This is a genomic window from Marinobacter sp. G5_S1_61_S3 (assembly GCF_054968585.1).
This window is the reverse complement of record NZ_JBQKUK010000006.1, coordinates 166,973-185,023: the sequence shown is the minus strand read 5'-3', so window position 1 is coordinate 185,023 and position 18,051 is coordinate 166,973. Positions and strand designations below refer to the sequence as shown.

The following is an 18,051-nucleotide window of genomic DNA, read 5'->3' as shown; positions in this document are numbered from 1 at the left end:
CTCAAACGGTTGTCAGCCACTCTTCACCAGACGGCGAGGCACCAGTTTGGTCGCCTCCCCCTCCGGGAATCCTTCCGCCAGCCCGACAAAACGCCCGTTGCCATAAAGGCGAACGAACCCTTCCTCAGGCTGACCCGATATTCTAACTGGTTGTCCATTCAATATCGATACCAGCGAACTGCCTTCCAGATCCCGTTCCGGGAACATGGACAGAGCAGCATCCGGGGCCACCAGCAGGCCATCCAGACTTTCGCCCTCTTCACGCATGGACTCCAGCATTGAGACCTCGCGCGCGTCCGCGAGCGTGAAGCCGGAGGCCATGGTGCGGCGTAATGCCGTCACATGCGCACCGCAGCCCAATGCCTCGCCAATATCCTCCACCAGCGAGCGAATATAGGTGCCTTTCGTGCAACTTACCGCGATATCAATCTCGGTCTCGCGCACCTCCAGCAGCGTCAGCTCGTAAATGGTCACCGGGCGCGACGGACGCTCCACTTCAATACCTTCGCGCGCGTACTCATAGAGTGGCCTGCCCTTGTGTTTTAGCGCGGAGTACATGGAGGGAACCTGCTGGATATCGCCACGAAAGCGATCCAATACCGGTTCCAGGGCTTCTGCATCCAGCCCAGGGGGTACCGGTTTCTCAGCAACCACGGCGCCTTCGCTGTCCCCGGTTTCGGTGCGAACACCGAGGCGAGCGGTGGCGATGTAGGCTTTGTCGCTGTCCAGCATCATCTGGGAAAACTTGGTGGCCTCGCCGAAGCACAGCGGCAACACGCCGGTGGCCAGCGGGTCCAGCGCACCGGTGTGACCGGCCTTGGCCGCCCCGAACAGGCGTTTTACCTGCTGCAGGATGCCGTTGGACGTAATATCCATCGGTTTGTCGATCACCAGGATGCCATTAACATCGCGGCCTTTACGACGTCGACTCAAGCCTTTTGCTCCGGATCATCAGACGCCCCGTCGGTGGAGGCGTCGTCACGGTCAACCGCCGGTTTATCACCAACCGCTTCGCGAATCAGGTTGTCCATGTGACGGCTGTGCCCAAGCAGCGTATCGAAATGAAAGCGCAACTGGGGCGTCACCCGCAATTTCATGGCACGGCCGACCTGCCCCTTCAGGAAGCCAGCCGCTTTATTCAGCACTGTCAGGGAATCCCGCACCTGCGGCGACTCCTCGGTCAGCTCTTCGGTGGTCAGCAGCGATACGTAAACGTCTGCATAACCCAGGTCACGGCTCACCTTGACGGCATTCACCGTGACCATACCCACCCGCGGGTCCTTGACCTCCCGCTGGATGAGCTGGGCCAGCTCTCGCTGCATCTGATCGCCGATGCGATCAATCCGGCTGAACTCTCTTGGCATCAGGTTTCCTTTTATCTCAGGCGCATCACGCGCCGGTGGACTCAAGCTTACGCTCGACCCGAACGCGATCGAACACCTCGATCTGGTCGCCGACTTTCACGTCGTAGCCCTTAACGCCGATACCACACTCCATACCGTTGCGGACTTCCGGCACGTCGTCCTTGAAGCGGCGCAGGGATTCCAGCTCGCCCTCAAAGATAACCACGTTATCCCGCAGGACACGAATTGGCTTGTTACGGTATACGTTACCTTCGGTGACCATACAGCCAGCCACCTGGCCGAACTTCGGCGAACGGAACACGTCACGCACATCGGCAATGCCCACGATATCCTCGCGGAATTCCGGCGCCAACATGCCGGTCAGGGCCGCTTTCACATCATCAATCAGGTTGTAGATGATGCTGTAGTAGCGCAGATCCAGACCTTCCTGCTCCACCAGACGCTTGGACGCCGTGTCCGCACGCACGTTAAAGCCGAAAATAACCGCGTTGGTCGCCATCGCCAGACTGATGTCAGTCTCAGCAATACCACCAACGCCCGAGGACACGATCTTGACCTGTACTTCGTCGTTACCAAGATCCTGCAGCGATTTGGTGATGGCTTCCAGGGAACCACGAACGTCGGTCTTGAGCACCACATTTAGGGTTTTGACCTCGTCCTTGCCCATATTTTCGAACAGGTTCTCAAGCTTGGCGGCCTGCTGCCTGTGCAGACGCTGCTCCCGCTCGCGGGACTGACGGAATTCCGCCAGCTCCTTGGCTTTCTTCTCGTCGGCCACGGCAAAGAACTCATCACCAGCGTTCGGCGTGCCGTTCAGGCCCAGGATTTCCACCGGAATAGAGGGCCCGGCTTGCTTGACTTGCTTGCCAGCCTCGTCGGTCATGGCGCGAACCTTACCGAAGAAGGAACCCGCAACCACCATCTCGCCCTGACGGAGCGTGCCGTTCTGGACCAGCACTGTAGCCACGGAACCGCGACCACGCTCGAGGCTGGATTCAACCACCACACCCTTCGCAGGTGCGTCCGGAGAAGCCTCGAGCTCAAGGATTTCGGCCTGCAGCAGCAGTGCCTCAAGCAGGTCTTCAATGCCGTCACCGGTATGGGCTGACACGGGGATAAACTGAACATCACCGCCCCAGTCTTCCGGAATGACTTCCATACCAGCCAGCTCGGTTTTGATACGATCCGGGTCGGCCTCTTCCTTGTCCATCTTGTTGATGGCAACAACGATGGGAACGCCGGCAGAACGAGCGTGATCTACGGCTTCCTTGGTTTGCGGCATAACGCCGTCATCGGCGGCCACCACCAAGATAACGATATCGGTGCACTGGGCACCCCGCGCACGCATTGCCGTGAAAGCGGCGTGGCCCGGAGTATCCAGGAAGGACACCATGCCATGGTCGGTTTCCACATGGTACGCACCGATGTGCTGGGTGATCCCCCCGGACTCGCCGGACGCCACCTTGGTGCGGCGAATGTAATCCAGCAGCGAGGTTTTACCATGGTCTACGTGGCCCATCACACTGACGACAGGTGCACGCTTGGTCTTTTCCTTGCCTTCAAAGGAGAACTCGCTCAGAACTTCCTCTTCGAATGCATCTTCGCTCACTGTATTCGGCTTGTGACCCAGCTCTTCGGTCACCAGCACGGCGGTTTCCTGATCGAGAGCCTGGTTGATTGTCGCCATTACCCCCATGCCCATCAGTTTTTTGATGACGTCGGCTGACTTGACGGCCATCCGCTGGGCAAGATCACCGACAGTGATCGTCTCGGGAATATCGACTTCTCGTACCATTGGCTTGGTCGGCCTCTCGAAAGCATGACGCTTTTCTTTGGGTTTCTTTTTCGCTCGAAGCGGCTTACGCAGCGTGGTGTCTTCTTCCTCTTCATTGATAATCAGAGGTTCTTCCACCGGACGGCTACGCGGCCCACGATGCCCCGCGGACTTCTTCTTGGGCTTGCCTTCTTCCAGCTCGTCACCGCGCTCACGGGCTTTCTCTTTCTTCTTCTTCGGCTTGCGATCCTTGCCTTCGCCTTCTTCCGGCGGCGGAATCGGCATGTCTTCCGGGGCGGGAACCGGTGACGGTTCCGGCTCAGCAGCCACTTCCGGCTGAACTTCCTCGGCCGGTTTTTCATCAACAGCCGGCTCTTCAGCCGGGGCATCTGACACCGGCGCTTCCGGCTTCGGCGCGTCCGCAGGCTGTGCCTGCTCAGCCGCTACTGTCGCTGGAGCCTCTTCCGGTGCAGCAGCCGCTGCCTGCTCGGCAGCTTCTTCCTGCTTCGCCGCTTCCGGCTCGAGCTCAGCGCGCTTGATATACGTACGGCGCTTGCGAACCTCAACATTGACCGTTTTGGTACGGCCCGCTTTCAGCGTGGTTGTTGTCTTGCGCTTGAGAGTGATCTTCTTGGGTTCAGCTTCACTCTCACCGTGATTCTTTTTCAGATAGGTCAGCAACTGTTGCTTCTCATCACTGGTAACAGAATCCGCCTCGGAGCGGGCTTTCAAGCCCGCCTCCACGATCTGTCGCAGCAAACGATCCACGGGAGCGCCTACATCTGCGGCCAGTTGTTTTACCGTTACATCAGCCATACTGGTCCTCCTCCCGATTAAGCCTGGTCTTCAAACCAGGGGGCGCGTGCTGCCATAATCAACTGGCCGGCACGCTCTTCTTCCATTCCTTCGATGTCGAGCAGATCGTCAACCGACTGCTCTGCGAGATCTTCCATGGTACGAATCCCCATACCGGCCAACTTGAAGGCCAGGCCACGGTCCATACCGTCCATTGCGAGAAGATCTTCAGCGGGCTCAGCGCCCTCTAGCGCCTCTTCGCTGGCCAAGGCCTGATTCAACAGGGCATCCTTGGCACGGCGACGCAATTCGGTCACGGTTTCTTCATCAAAACCGTCAATGGCAAGCATCTCTTCCATGGGGATGTACGCCACCTCCTCAATGGAGGTAAACCCTTCCTCAATGAGGACACCTGCAAATTCCTCGTCCACATCCAGGTTGCCGGTGAAGTGCTCGAGCAGAGAATTATACTCCTGCTCCTGACGTTCACCCGCTTCTTCTTCGGTCATGACGTTCAGCGTCCAACCGGTAAGATCCGTCGCCAACCGAACGTTTTGACCGTTACGGCCTATTGCCTGGGCCAGGTTATCCTCTGCTACCGCCACTTCCATGGTATGGCGATCCTCGTCCATGACGATGGACGCGACTTCCGCCGGCGCCATGGCATTGATGACCAGTTGCGCTGGGTTGTCGTCCCACAGCACGATATCCACACGCTCGCCACCCAACTCGTTAGAAACCGCCTGGACTCGTGAACCACGCATGCCCACGCAGGCGCCCACCGGATCAATCCGGCGATCGTTGGTCTTGACTGCAATCTTGGCGCGGGAGCCTGGATCCCGGGCAGCGCCACGAATTTCTATCAGTTCCTCCGCGATTTCCGGCACCTCAATGCGGAACAGTTCGATCAGCATCTGCGGATCGGTACGGCTCAGAATCAGCTGCGGGCCGCGATGATCGGTACGAATTTCCTGCAGAAGAGAGCGCACACGATCACCCATACGGAACGTTTCACGGGGAATCAGGTGTTCACGGGGCAGCAAGGCTTCGGCATTGGCCCCCAGATCCACGATGACGTTGTCACGTGTCACTTTCTTTACGGTGCCAGAGACGAGTTCACCCACGCGATCCCGGTAGCTGTCGACAATCTTGGTGCGCTCGGCTTCCCGCACTTTCTGGAATATGATCTGTTTCGCTGCCTGGGCACCAATACGGCCGAAGGCAACGGATTCCACTTTCTCTTCGTGGATATCGCCGGGCTGCAGACTCTTGTCGATGTCTTCCGCTTCCTGCATGGTCAACTCGGTGCCCAAGGCAGGAACCGCATCGTTATCAACCACCAGCCAGCGACGGAACGTCTCATATTCGCCGGTGCGGCGATCGATGGAAACGCGGATATCCGCTTCCTCGTCGTCATAGCGTTTTTTGGCAGCGGTGGCGAGTGCCAGCTCGATTGCTTCGAAGATCACGTCCTTCTCGACACCTTTCTCGTTCGAGACGGATTCAACCACCAGCAAGATCTCTTTACTCATTGGATTGCCCTGCCCTTAAAAATAAACTTTGCGTCCACTGACTTACTCAAATACCGGAACGATGTTGGCTTTCTCGATGCTATCGAATGGCAACAGGTATTCGTGATCATCAACAACCACGACAACGTCTTCACCTTCAATGCCTTTAATCAGGCCCTGAAACTTGCGACGCCCCTCAAATGCCATTCGTAATTTGATCTGGACCTGGTGGCCTGCGAATGCCTCATACTGCTCCAGACGGAACAACGGCCGGTCCATGCCCGGAGAAGATACCTCGAGGGTATACTCCGTCTGAATGGGGTCTTCCACATCCATTACGCCGCTGGCCTGGCGACTGACTTTCTCACAGTCTTCAATGCCGATGCCGTTCTCAGCATCGTCAATAAAAATTCTCAATAGGGAATGGTGTCCCTGGGAGCGAAATTCAATGCCCCAAAACTCGTAACCCAGGCCTTCCACAATGGGCCTGAGCATTTCTTCCAGCTGCTTCAACTTGGCTGACAAGGTTATCCCGTCTCCGTTACTCGATTTATCTGACCCCAAAAACAAAAAAAGGGCTGTTGATCAGCCCTTTTTATGCACCAGGGCCTGATGCGCCAGGCCCCTTAATCAAAAAGCCCCTAAAAAGTGGGGCCCTTTGTTGCAAGAACTCACAGGGGAAAAGCAATCTAAACACCCCCTGCTGACAGACACCTGGCCTGCCTGGAACCGGCAGGGCAAACTGCGCCCGGAGCCCGCTCCAATATCCGCCGGAGTATAGAGACGCCGGCCTTAGTGGTCAAGGACTGACCAAAAAAAACGGCCTGGTAAATCCAAGCCGTTTTTCTTCTAGTATGGTGCCCAGGGCCGGACTCGAACCGGCACGGCTTTCGCCACTACCCCCTCAAGATAGCGTGTCTACCAGTTCCACCACCTGGGCAGCACCCTTACTCGAGCTCGGGGAGTTTATTCTCATCCCCGCGCCCGGCTTCGCCGTCTGTCGCTGATTCACTTTCAGCCTGCCCGGCATCCGATGCGGCCGGTGATTCCTGAACCACAGGAATACCCGCTTCACCTGCGACTTCGGCACGCTGCTTGGCAAATACAGCCAGCGAAAAACTCGTTACAAAAAATACGATAGCCAGCAAAGTTGTGGCACGGGTCAGAAAGCTACTGCTGCCCTCGCTGCCAAACACGGTCTGGGAGGCGCCGCCACCAAATGCAGCACCGGCATTGGCACCCTTACCCTGCTGGAGCAGGACCAGCGTCACCAGCGCCACCGCAATGAGCACGTGCAGAACGACAACCAGTGTTTCGACCCAATCCATAATGACTCTCTAATGACTCTTGCTAATGGCTTTCGCGAACCTTTAACGCTCAGGACTTGCCTGGCACCGCCCGGCAAATACTTACAAAATCGTTTGCATCCAATGACGCGCCACCAATCAACCCACCATCGATGTCCGGCTGAGCAAAAAGCGCCGCGGCATTATCCGCTTTTACACTGCCGCCGTAAAGCAGCGATATCTCATCCGCCGGAGCCCCAAGGGACTTCAACACATCGCGGATCGCGGCATGCATGGCCTGAGCATCATCAGCGGTTGCGGTTTTACCCGTTCCTATGGCCCAAACTGGCTCATAGGCAATCACAACCTGCTGCCATGACTCACTGCCAACGTCCGCGACGGCTTTGCGAACCTGCAGCGACACGACGTCTTCAGCCTTGCCCGCACTACGCTCTTCGAGGGTCTCGCCAACACAGATGACAGCGACCAACCCGGACGCCAGGGCCTGCCCGACCTTGGCGGCAACCTGCTCATCGGTTTCGCCGAAGAGTTGTCTGCGCTCCGAATGCCCGACCAAGGTAAAACCACAGCCGCAATCTTTTGCCATCGCCGCGGAGACTTCCCCGGTGTAGGCGCCTGAACCCCAGCACGCTACGTTCTGGACACCAACCGCCAGCTTTTCGCCAGCCTGCTCAACGACATCGCCAACAAACAGGGCGGGAGGAATAATAACAGCCTCCACACCATTATCAAACGATGCCAACTCGGACCGGACTTGACCAACCAGATTGCTTACAAGGTCTTTCGACCCGTTCATTTTCCAGTTGCCGGCAACAATCTTACGGCGCATAAAAAACCCCTGAATCAAGGGAGGGCGAACTATACAGCAGTCTTTTACGGCAGACAACTGCCCCTGAGCACAAAATCATGCCCGCGAATTCTCAACCACAACAGCCAGTTCCTCGGCAATTTTCACGATTTGCGTCTCATCTTGCCCTTCTGTCATTACCCGGATCAGAGGTTCGGTGCCCGACGCCCTCAGAAGCACGCGGCCACCGCCACCCAGCCTGGCCTCTGCCGACTCCACGGCCCTGACAATATCGTCACGCCCGAGGGGATCAAAACGCTGATCGACACGCACGTTGATCATTTTCTGGGGCAGCTTGCTCATGCCCTGGCGCAAATCTGCCAGGGAACTGCCTGCACGACGGATAGCCAACAAAACCTGAAGCGCCGACACAATACCATCACCAGTGCTGGTGCAATCGCGGATGACCATATGGCCGGAACCTTCACCACCGAGTAACCAGCCCCGGTCGATAAGTCGCTCCATGACATACCGGTCGCCGACTTTTGCGCGCTCGAAATCAATACCCTGCTCCCTGAGCGCCAACTCAACACCCAGGTTGGTCATTAGGGTGCCCACAACACCGCCTTTCAATGTTCCAGCGGCATGACGTTGCGCGGCGATCACGTAGAGCAACTCGTCGCCATCGACTTCAGAGCCGTCACGATCCACCATGAGCACCCGGTCACCGTCACCATCAAAGGCAATCCCGAGATCGGCCTGCTTCTCCAGAACGGCCCGGCTCAATGATTCCATGTGAGTGGAACCAACATCGAGATTGATGTTCAAACCGTCAGGCTCGCCCCCCACCACGGAGATCTTCGCCCCCAACTCGCGGAACACTTTCGGTGCAACGTGGTACGTTGCACCATGGGCACAGTCCAGGACGATGCGCAGACCTTCCAGGGAAAACTCATTAGGCACGGTGCTCTTGCAGAACTCCACATATCGGCCAGGGGCGTCATCCACCCGGGACGCCTTCCCCAGCTCCTTCGACCCGCAAACTTCAATGGGCCGATCCAACCATTTCTCGATCTCTGTCTCCAGAGCATCATCCAGCTTGGTCCCGGCAGGGGAAAAGAACTTGATACCGTTGTCATGGTGCGGATTATGGGAGGCACTGATGACGATTCCGGCGGACGCTCGGAAGGTACGCGTCAGGTACGCAATCGCCGGGGTAGGCATGGGGCCAAGCAGCTTTACATCCACGCCTGCCGCCGACAGACCCGCCTCCAGTGCCGACTCAAACATGTAACCCGATAGACGGGTGTCCTTGCCAATCAATACGCTGTTGCGCTGCCCATCCCGCTTAAAGGCCTGCCCGGCAGCCCATCCCAGGCGCAGCATGAATTCAGGTGTTATGGGGAATTCACCCACCCGGCCCCGGATACCGTCCGTGCCGAAATATTTTCTGTCACTCATCGTCCAGCTTCCTCCATTGCCGTCACCACTTTAACGGCATCGACTGTTTCCCTGACATCGTGGACGCGAATGATGGATGCGCCCTTCATGGCGGATATTGTCGCGGCAGCGAGGCTTGCGGGCAAGCGTTCACTGACATCACGACCGGTGATATGGCCCAACATACTCTTGCGGGACATACCCACCAGCATCGGATGCCCCAGCAGTTGCAACTGCTCCAGTGAAGCCAGTAACTGAAGGTTGTGCTGCGGAGACTTGCCAAAACCGAAGCCGGGATCAAGGATGATGTTATCTGGCCGCACACCGGCTTTCTCTATCACCCGCATCCGCTCGGTAAGAAACGAACTGACCTCCCGCCGCACATTCCGGTAGCGAGGATCATCCTGCATGGTATCCGGTTCACCTTGAATGTGCATGACACACACCGGCACTTCAGCCCTTGCCACCACCTCGGGCGCGCCATCCCGTTGCAGCGCCCTGACGTCGTTAATCATCCCGGCACCGAGCTTCACCACCTCCGCCATAACCTGGGGAGAGCTGGTATCGACCGAAACAACAACGTCCAGATCACGGGCAATCGCCTCTACCACCGGACACACTCGCGCAAGCTCTTCCTCAATAGACACCGGAGTAGCACCTGGCCGCGTGGACTCACCCCCTACATCAATAAAAGCCGCACCGTCCGCCACCATCTCACGAGCCCTCGCCAGGGCAATCTCGACGGTATTATACCGACCTCCATCCGAGAAGGAGTCCGGCGTCACATTCAGGATCCCCATGACATGGCAGCCGGACATATCCAGAATTCTGCCCGCGAAGTTTATCTGCATAACCAACCTTTTCTGCAACCCACAAAAACAAACGCCGCCCCGTCAGGGGCGGCGTTCAGTCTTCAATTACATCTGACCGGTATCCAGCCTGGCTCAGTGCTCACCAGCCGGCCGGCCAACACCCGGTTGACGACCGTCGTCTGAACCCTTCGGAGCAGGCGCCTGCTCAGGCTCATCAGCCGGAACACCACCAGAGGGACCGCTATCTCCCCAACCTTTCGGCGGGCGTGGCTCACGGCCTTCCATGATGTCATCGATCTGGTAACGATCAATAGTCTCGTATTTCATCAGGGCATCGGCCATCAGATCGAGCTTGTCACGATTATCGACGAGCAACTGCTTCGCCTTTTCATAACAGCTGTCGATGATGTTGCGAACTTCTTCATCGATACGCTGCGCCGTTTCAGGAGAATAGACCGTTTGTGCCTGACCGGCAGAGCGGCCGAGGAAAGGCTCTTCGCTGTCGGTATCGTACTGCAGTGGGCCGAGCTTCTCCGACAGCCCCCAGCGCGTCACCATATTGCGCGCCAGGCTGGTTGCCCGCTCGATATCGTTGGAAGCACCGGTGGTGACGCCATCGAAACCGAGGGTCAGTTCTTCTGCAATACGACCACCAAACAGGCTGCAGATCGAACTGATCAGGAAGCGCTTGCTGTGGCTGTACTTGTCTTCCTCTGGCAGGAACATAGTGACACCCAAGGCGCGGCCGCGAGGAATGATACTGACCTTGTAGACCGGATCATGCTCAGGCATCAGACGCCCGACAATGGCGTGACCGGACTCGTGGTATGCCGTATTACGCTTCTCTTTCTCGCTCATGACCATGGATTTGCGCTCGGCGCCCATCATGATCTTGTCTTTCGCGAGCTCAAACTCTTCCATGGAGACCAGACGCTGGTTGCGACGGGCCGCAAACAACGCAGCTTCGTTCACCAGGTTCGCCAGGTCAGCACCCGAGAAGCCGGGCGTGCCACGGGCAATCAACACAGGCTCTACCCCATCGGCCAGGGGCACTTTTTTCATGTGTACCTTGAGAATCTGCTCACGGCCGATGATGTCCGGCAATCCGACAACGACCTGGCGGTCAAAGCGCCCCGGGCGGAGCAGAGCCGGGTCCAGCACGTCCGGACGGTTGGTGGCGGCAATCACGATAACGCCTTCGTTACCCTCAAAGCCATCCATCTCGACCAGTAACTGGTTCAGTGTCTGCTCACGCTCATCGTGACCACCACCCATACCAGCGCCACGATGGCGACCAACGGCATCGATCTCGTCGATGAAGATGATACAGGGGCTCTGTTTCTTGGCCTGCTCGAACATATCACGAACACGGGAGGCACCCACGCCCACGAACATTTCCACGAAGTCCGAACCGGAAATCGAGAAGAATGGCACCTTGGCCTCACCGGCAATCGCCTTGGCGAGCAGGGTCTTACCGGTACCCGGCTGACCCACCATCAGCACGCCCTTGGGAATACTGCCACCAAGACGCTGGAACTTGCTGGGATCCCGTAGGAAATCCACCAGTTCCTTAACGTCTTCCTTGGCCTCGTCGACACCGGCAACGTCACCAAAGGTGGTTTTGATCTGATCCTCACTCATCAGGCGGGCTTTACTCTTGCCAAAGGACATGGGCCCTTTGCCACCGCCACCGCCCTGCATCTGCCGCATAAAGAATACGAACAGCGCGATAATGATAAGGATGGGGAAGGCAGCCACCAACAGCTGAGTCCAGAGGCTTTGACGCTCCGGCTCCTTACCGATGACTTCCACGTTGTTGGCCAGCAGATCATCCATCAGCTTGTTATCGGACACCTGAGGGCGGATGGTCTGGAACTGGGAGCCGTCACCACGGGTACCCTGAACCTGCAGACCGTCAATGGTGACCTGACGGACCTGTCCGTCCTGCACCATTTCCACAAACTGCGAATAATTGACCTGTTGTCCGCTGGTGGTGGGTGTGAAATTCTGAAACACCATCAGCAGTACGGCGGCTATAATCAGCCAGAGAACCAGATTTTTTGCCATATCGTTCAAGGATCGTCACCTGTGAATTGAAGGATCGCCCCGTCAGGAGAAAGCCTTTTCTGACACCTTACACCAATTGTACGCCCGTCCACCAGAATCGGCCTATCCGTATCGACCACTGCAGGGGTGTCAATCCCACGGTCATTCCGTTCCGGGGCGGGTCAGCCCTTAAATCCCTTGCACACCTGATAGATCTCCCTGGATCTTGCGCGGGAGGAGTCAGGCTTCCTGCTGACAACGGTGCCAAAACTTTTACGCATTTCAGCCAGCAGGACATCAAATCCCTCTCCCTGAAATACTTTGGCGACAAACACGCCACCGGGCTTCAGGACTTGCTGCGCCATATCCAGCGCCAACTCCACCAAACCCATGGCGTTAGGAATATCCACTGCCGCCATACCACTCATATTGGGTGCCATATCCGAAATTACAACGTCAGCGCGGCGATCACCCAGTAAATCCAGCAATTCGTCCAGTACTGACTGCTCGGTAAAATCGCCCTGGACAAACGCCACACCCGCAATCGGGCTCATCTCGAGAATATCGCTGGCGACCACCGTGCCGTTGTCACCAACCCGCTCTACCGCCACCTGGGACCAGCCGCCAGGCGCGGCGCCCAAATCGACAACCGTCTGCCCGGGGCGGAACAGGCGATCTTTGTTGTCGAGCTCAATCAGCTTGTAGCTGGCCCGCGAACGATAGCCGTCTTCCCGGGACTTTTTGACCCAGACATCATCAAAATGTTCCTTCAGCCAGCGGTCACTGGTTTTCGAGCGAGCCAAAACCTACCTCCATAAAGCGCTCCAATTGGGCCTCCGATCATATGGGTACGTGGTAACGGCGATTTCACCGGCCGATTGATCTGATACAATCCCGCGATTATACGGAATTGGCGAGCGTTTCGCCGCTGACGTTTTATTAATCGCACCCATAAAGAGATCACATAATGAGTCTTTCGCCGGAACAGCGCCGGGAATACCGGGGCATCGCCCACAACCTGAAGCCCGTTATCATTGTCGGCGACAAGGGCCTGACCGAAGGGCTTCAGGAGGAACTCGAGCGGGCCCTGAACGACCACGAGCTGATCAAGATCAAGGTTGCCAGCCAGGACCGCGAAACCCGCCAGGAAGCCGTTGCCGCCCTGTGCGAAGCCTCCGGTGCGGAGCTGGTGCAGACTATCGGCAAGATCGCCGTGATCCTGCGCCGGGCGAAAAAGCCCAACCCCAAGCTGTCCAACCTGCTGCGCCAGAAACACTGACGCTGTCAGCACGCTAGAGCCACACAATGTAAAAAGCCGGCTGTTGTTCGCAGCCGGCTTTTTGTTTGCAGAATCCGCACCCGACGAATGTCAGATGTGCTCTACCTGCTCGATTTCATACTCAACGGTGCCCGAAGGCACACGCACGGCAACCACGTCACCCTCGCTCTTGCCTACCAGCGCCCGCGCAATCGGCGAAGAAATGGACAGCTTTCCGGCCTTGATGTCCGCCTCATCCTCTCCAACGATCTGGTAGCTGACCTGCTCATCGGTATCGACATTGAGCATTCGCACGGTGGTGCCGAAGATCACCTTGCCAGTGTTTTCGATGGTGTTGACGTCGATCACCTGGGCTGCGGACAGTTTGCCTTCAATTTCCTGGATACGCCCTTCGATAAAGCTCTGCTGCTCCCGAGCGGCGTGGTATTCCGCGTTCTCTTTCAGGTCGCCGTGTTCGCGGGCATCGGAAATAGCCGCAATCACCCGGGGACGATCTTCGGACTTCAGTTTCTGAAGCTCCTCACGTAGGCGGATTTCACCCGCCTTTGTCATGGGTACTCTGTCAGCCATAGTCTTACTTTCCTGCGTGTAGATCCTGGAGGCGGCGCACAGTGCGCTCGGGGCCGAATTTGATGGCCCTGCAGAAGGCTTCGCCGCCCGCCAGTGTCGTTGTGTAGGTTACCTTGGTCTGCAGGGCCGACTGGCGAATCTGTGCCGAGTCGGAAATCGCCTTGCGACCTTCGGTGGTGTTAATAATCAGCTGCACCTGACCATTCTTAATCGCGTCCACGATGTGCGGACGACCTTCACGAACCTTGTTCACCCGATCAACGGTGAGCCCGGCCTGCTTCAGCGCCTTGGCTGTACCGGTGGTGGCAATTACCTTGAAACCGGCGTCAATCAGATCCTGTGCCACTTTCGCGGCCCCGGGCTTATCGACGTCCCGCACGGACATGAAAGCCGTGCCCTTGGCCGGCAGGCGCTCACCAGAGGCCAGGGCTGCCTTGGCAAAGGCTTCGTCGAAGCTGTCACCAATACCCATCACCTCACCGGTGGACTTCATCTCCGGCCCCAGGATCGGGTCCACCGCCGGGAACTTGTTGAACGGAAACACCGATTCCTTGACCGAATAGTAAGTCGGCACAATTTCCTGGGTGAAGCCCTGCTCTGCCAGTGACTTGCCAGCCATGCAACGGGCCGCCACTTTGGCCAGGGACACACCGATGGCCTTGGACACAAACGGCACGGTACGGGACGCCCGCGGGTTGACCTCGATCACGTAGATCTGGCCACCTTGCCAGGCCAACTGGACGTTCATCAGACCGATGACATCCAGTTCAATAGCCATCTTGCGTACCGCCTCGCGCATCTCATCCTGCACGTCTTTCGGCAGGGTGTAGGGCGGCAGGGAACAGGCGGAGTCACCGGAGTGCACGCCGGCCTGCTCAATGTGCTGCATGATACCGCCGATCACCACGTCCTTGCCGTCACTGATGGCGTCAATGTCCACCTCAATAGCGGCATTGAGGAAGTGATCCAGCAGCACCGGGCTGTCGTTGGAAACCAGCACCGCATTTCGCATGTAGCGAACCAGTTCTTCCTCGTCATAGACGATTTCCATGGCGCGACCACCCAGCACGTAGGAGGGGCGCACCACCAACGGGTAACCGATCTCGCGAGCCGCCAGGATGCCTTCTTCATGACTGCGCACGGTGGCGTTTTCCGGCTGGATCAGGCCAAGGCGGCCGATCATCTGCTGGAAACGCTCCCGGTCTTCAGCGCGGTCGATAGCGTCCGGGCTGGTACCGATGATGGGCACACCCGCCGCTTCCAGGCCACGGGCCAGTTTCAGCGGGGTCTGGCCTCCGTACTGGACAATCACACCCTTGGGTTTTTCGACGTGGATAATTTCCAGCACGTCTTCCAGGGTTATCGGCTCGAAATAGAGTCGGTCCGAGGTATCGTAGTCGGTGGAAACGGTTTCCGGATTACAGTTGATCATGATGGTTTCATAACCGTCGTCGCGCATCGCGAGGGCGGCGTGAACACAGCAGTAATCAAACTCAATACCCTGACCGATGCGGTTGGGACCACCGCCGATCACCACGATCTTCTCGCGACCAGAGACATCCGCCTCGCACTCTTCCTCATACGAGGAATACATGTAGGCCGTCGAGGACGCGAATTCAGCCGCACAGGTGTCCACCCGCTTGTATACCGGGCGGATATCCAGATCATGGCGTAGCTTACGCAAGCTGACTTCGGAAATACTCAGCAGCTTGGCCAGGCGCGCATCGGAGAAGCCCTTGCGCTTGAGACGGAACAATGTGTCGCGATCAATGTCCGCCTTGCCGGCGGACTTGAGGGCAGCCTCTTCCTTGATCAGGTCCTCGATCTGAACCAGATACCAGGGGTCTACATGCGTGTTGTTGAACACTTCCTCCACGGTCATCCCGGCACGGAAGGCATCGCCGATGTACCACAGGCGCTCGGCGCCGGGAACGTTCAGTTCCTGGGTCAGGGTTTCCTGGCCGTCGGTGGTGTTCAGATCAACCTTCTCTTCGAATCCGTCGGAGCCCACCTCCAGGCCACGCATGGCTTTCTGCAGGGACTCCTGGAAGGTACGGCCGATGGCCATCACTTCACCCACGGATTTCATCTGGGTGGTCAGGCGCGCATCAGCCTGAGGGAACTTCTCGAAAGTGAAGCGCGGAATCTTGGTGACCACATAGTCGATGCTGGGCTCGAACGAGGCCGGAGTAACACCACCGGTGATTTCATTGCGCAGTTCATCAAGGGTGTAACCCACCGCCAGCTTGGCCGCCACCTTGGCAATCGGAAAACCCGTTGCCTTGGACGCCAGCGCCGAAGAACGCGACACCCGGGGATTCATTTCGATGACGACGACACGGCCGTTGTCCGGGTTTACGCCGAACTGCACGTTGGAACCGCCAGTTTCCACACCGATCTCACGCAGTACCGCCAGAGAGGCGTTCCGCATGATCTGGTATTCCTTGTCGGTGAGCGTCTGGGCCGGCGCGACGGTGATGGAGTCACCGGTGTGCACGCCCATCGCGTCAAAGTTTTCAATGGCGCAGACGATGATGCAGTTGTCGTTTTTGTCGCGGACAACTTCCATCTCGTACTCTTTCCAGCCGATCAGGGACTCATCGATCAGCAACTCGTTGGTCGGCGACAGGTCCAGACCACGGGTGCAGATTTCCTCGAATTCGTCGCGGTTGTAGGCAATACCGCCGCCGGAACCACCCATGGTGAAGGACGGGCGGATGATGCAGGGAAATCCGATGTCGTTGGCCACTTCCCAGGCTTCCGCCATGGAATGGGCGATCGTGGCGCGAGGGCACTCCAGGCCAATTTTCTTCATGGCCTTGTCAAAACGATCACGGTCTTCAGCTTTATCGATGGTGTCGGCGTTGGCGCCGATCATTTCCACACCATGCTCAGCCAGAACGCCGTGCTTTTCGAGGTCCAAAGCGCAGTTCAGGGCTGTCTGACCACCCATGGTAGGCAGCAATGCATCCGGCTGCTCTTTCTCGATGATCTTGGCAACGGTCTTCCAGGTGATGGGCTCGATGTAGGTGGCATCGGCCATTACCGGGTCGGTCATGATCGTGGCCGGGTTAGAGTTCACCAGGATAACCCGGTACCCCTCTTCACGCAGGGCTTTACAGGCTTGGGCTCCAGAGTAGTCAAACTCGCACGCCTGCCCGATCACGATGGGGCCCGCGCCCAGGATCAGAATGCTTTTAATGTCGGTACGCTTTGGCATCAACGTGCCTCCATCAGGCGGATAAATTCATCAAACAACGGCGCTACGTCGTGCGGGCCGGGGCTCGCCTCCGGGTGACCCTGAAAACTGTAGGCTGGCTTGTCGGTACGGCGGATTCCCTGCAGAGAACCGTCGAACAGGGATTTGTGGGTCGCCTCCAGATTGTCCGGCAGGCTGGTTTCGTCCACCGCAAATCCGTGGTTCTGACTGGTAATCATCACGGTACCATCGGCGATGTTCTGTACCGGATGGTTGGCGCCATGGTGGCCATGCCCCATCTTGATGGACTTGGCCCCGCTGGCCAGGGCCAGCAACTGGTGGCCAAGACAGATGCCGAAAACCGGAATGTCGGTCTCCAGCACATCGCGAATGGCGCTGATGGCGTAGTCACATGGCTCTGGGTCGCCGGGGCCGTTGGACAGGAAAACACCATCGGGATTCATCGCCAGCACATCGGCAGCGGGGGTCTGGGCTGGCACAACAGTGATATCACAGCCGCGACTGGCCAACATGCGCAGGATGTTGAGCTTCACACCGTAGTCCCAGGCGACGACCTTGAATTTTGATTCGGTGCGCTCGCCATAGCCACTTTCGATATCCCACTCACTCTGGCTCCAGGTCCAGGGTTTTTCCGAGGTGACTTCCTTCGCCAGATCCATGCCTTTCAGGCCCGGAAAAGCGTTGGCCAGCTCCAGAGCACGCTCCGCCGTGGCGTCTGCGCCGGCGACCACGGCGCCATTCTGGGACCCTTTATCCCGCAGGATTCGGGTCAGGCGACGGGTATCGATATCGGCAATGCCGACGATGTTGTTGTCGCGCAGGTAGTCCTGTAGCGAGCCGGTGCTGCGCCAGTTGCTCACCAGCAGGGGCAGATCACGGATTATCAGGCCGGCGGCCTGGACGCGATCGGATTCGATGTCTTCTTCATTCACACCGGTGCTGCCGATGTGAGGGTATGTGAGGGTGACAATCTGGCGGGAGTAGGACGGGTCGGTCAGGATCTCCTGATAACCGGTCATGGCGGTGTTGAACACCACCTCTCCGCTGGTTTCCCCTTCAGCGCCAATGGCGGTGCCGTAAAACAGGCTTCCGTCTGCGAGTGCAAGGATGGCAGGTGTACTCAAGGCTTGTATCCTCATCGAGTGG

15 protein-coding genes and 1 tRNA gene are annotated in these 18,051 nt (G+C 57.8%); 1 reads left to right on the top strand and 15 read right to left on the bottom strand.

All coding sequences use genetic code 11. The annotated features are described in order from the left end of the window. Window positions 1–12: 12 nt before the first annotated feature. The 12 genes from truB to rlmE form a co-directional block, all read right to left on the bottom strand. Window positions 13–933 (bottom strand): tRNA pseudouridine(55) synthase TruB, encoded by a 921-nt coding sequence (truB, locus tag ACTRWH_RS07840; protein ID WP_462826219.1) that lies wholly within the window; start codon window positions 931–933, stop codon window positions 13–15. Then, complete coding sequence (gene rbfA / locus ACTRWH_RS07835; protein WP_421911377.1) at window positions 930–1,364, bottom strand: 30S ribosome-binding factor RbfA; 435 nt, start codon at window positions 1,362–1,364, stop codon at window positions 930–932. The genes truB and rbfA overlap by 4 nt, the downstream gene beginning before the upstream one ends. 25 nt (window positions 1,365–1,389) lie before the next feature. Continuing rightward, the gene (gene infB, locus ACTRWH_RS07830; protein WP_462826218.1) at window positions 1,390–3,954 is read right to left on the bottom strand and encodes a translation initiation factor IF-2; all 2,565 of its coding nucleotides are present in this window, start codon (window positions 3,952–3,954) and stop codon (window positions 1,390–1,392) included. Between the two features lie 17 nt (window positions 3,955–3,971). Continuing rightward, window positions 3,972–5,465 carry a transcription termination factor NusA gene (nusA, locus tag ACTRWH_RS07825; protein ID WP_300496487.1) on the bottom strand — a complete coding sequence of 498 codons (1,494 nt, stop codon included), beginning with the start codon at window positions 5,463–5,465 and terminating at the stop codon, window positions 3,972–3,974. Window positions 5,466–5,507: 42 nt separating this feature from the next. Beyond that, a complete protein-coding gene (gene rimP, locus ACTRWH_RS07820; protein WP_300496484.1) occupies window positions 5,508–5,969 on the bottom strand; it encodes a ribosome maturation factor RimP in 462 nt (153 codons plus the stop codon). 330 nt (window positions 5,970–6,299) lie between these two features. After that, window positions 6,300–6,384, bottom strand: a tRNA-Leu gene (locus ACTRWH_RS07815). A gap of 7 nt (window positions 6,385–6,391) precedes the next feature. Continuing rightward, window positions 6,392–6,772 carry a preprotein translocase subunit SecG gene (secG, locus tag ACTRWH_RS07810; RefSeq protein ID WP_292048670.1) on the bottom strand — a complete coding sequence of 127 codons (381 nt, stop codon included), beginning with the start codon at window positions 6,770–6,772 and terminating at the stop codon, window positions 6,392–6,394. A gap of 49 nt (window positions 6,773–6,821) precedes the next feature. After that, window positions 6,822–7,580 carry a triose-phosphate isomerase gene (tpiA, locus tag ACTRWH_RS07805; RefSeq protein ID WP_462826217.1) on the bottom strand — a complete coding sequence of 253 codons (759 nt, stop codon included), beginning with the start codon at window positions 7,578–7,580 and terminating at the stop codon, window positions 6,822–6,824. A 75-nt stretch (window positions 7,581–7,655) separates the two neighbouring features. After that, window positions 7,656–8,999, bottom strand: coding sequence for a phosphoglucosamine mutase (gene glmM / locus ACTRWH_RS07800; RefSeq protein WP_462826216.1), 1,344 nt, complete (start codon window positions 8,997–8,999; stop codon window positions 7,656–7,658). Continuing rightward, complete coding sequence (gene folP / locus ACTRWH_RS07795) at window positions 8,996–9,829, bottom strand: dihydropteroate synthase (protein WP_420389559.1); 834 nt, start codon at window positions 9,827–9,829, stop codon at window positions 8,996–8,998. Before folP ends, glmM begins: the two co-directional genes overlap by 4 nt. A gap of 93 nt (window positions 9,830–9,922) precedes the next feature. Next, on the bottom strand, window positions 9,923–11,866 hold the full coding sequence (gene ftsH, locus ACTRWH_RS07790; RefSeq protein ID WP_292048673.1) for an ATP-dependent zinc metalloprotease FtsH: 1,944 nt from the start codon (window positions 11,864–11,866) through the stop codon (window positions 9,923–9,925). A gap of 152 nt (window positions 11,867–12,018) precedes the next feature. Next, window positions 12,019–12,639 (bottom strand): 23S rRNA (uridine(2552)-2'-O)-methyltransferase RlmE, encoded by a 621-nt coding sequence (gene rlmE, locus ACTRWH_RS07785; RefSeq protein WP_462826215.1) that lies wholly within the window; start codon window positions 12,637–12,639, stop codon window positions 12,019–12,021. Window positions 12,640–12,803: 164 nt separating this feature from the next. On the opposite strand from rlmE, the gene yhbY reads away from it, so the two are divergent. Then, window positions 12,804–13,115, top strand: coding sequence for a ribosome assembly RNA-binding protein YhbY (gene yhbY / locus ACTRWH_RS07780; RefSeq protein WP_007153111.1), 312 nt, complete (start codon window positions 12,804–12,806; stop codon window positions 13,113–13,115). Between the two features lie 90 nt (window positions 13,116–13,205). Here the strand turns inward: yhbY and greA are convergent, their stop codons facing one another. The 3 genes from greA to carA are packed head-to-tail and all read right to left on the bottom strand — an operon-like array spanning window position 13,206 to window position 18,029. Next, complete coding sequence (greA, locus tag ACTRWH_RS07775) at window positions 13,206–13,685, bottom strand: transcription elongation factor GreA (protein ID WP_292048674.1); 480 nt, start codon at window positions 13,683–13,685, stop codon at window positions 13,206–13,208. A 4-nt stretch (window positions 13,686–13,689) separates the two neighbouring features. Continuing rightward, window positions 13,690–16,905 (bottom strand): carbamoyl-phosphate synthase large subunit, encoded by a 3,216-nt coding sequence (gene carB / locus ACTRWH_RS07770; RefSeq protein WP_462826214.1) that lies wholly within the window; start codon window positions 16,903–16,905, stop codon window positions 13,690–13,692. Further along, a complete protein-coding gene (gene carA / locus ACTRWH_RS07765; RefSeq protein WP_434049685.1) occupies window positions 16,905–18,029 on the bottom strand; it encodes a glutamine-hydrolyzing carbamoyl-phosphate synthase small subunit in 1,125 nt (374 codons plus the stop codon). The genes carB and carA overlap by 1 nt, the downstream gene beginning before the upstream one ends. Window positions 18,030–18,051: the final 22 nt, after the last annotated feature.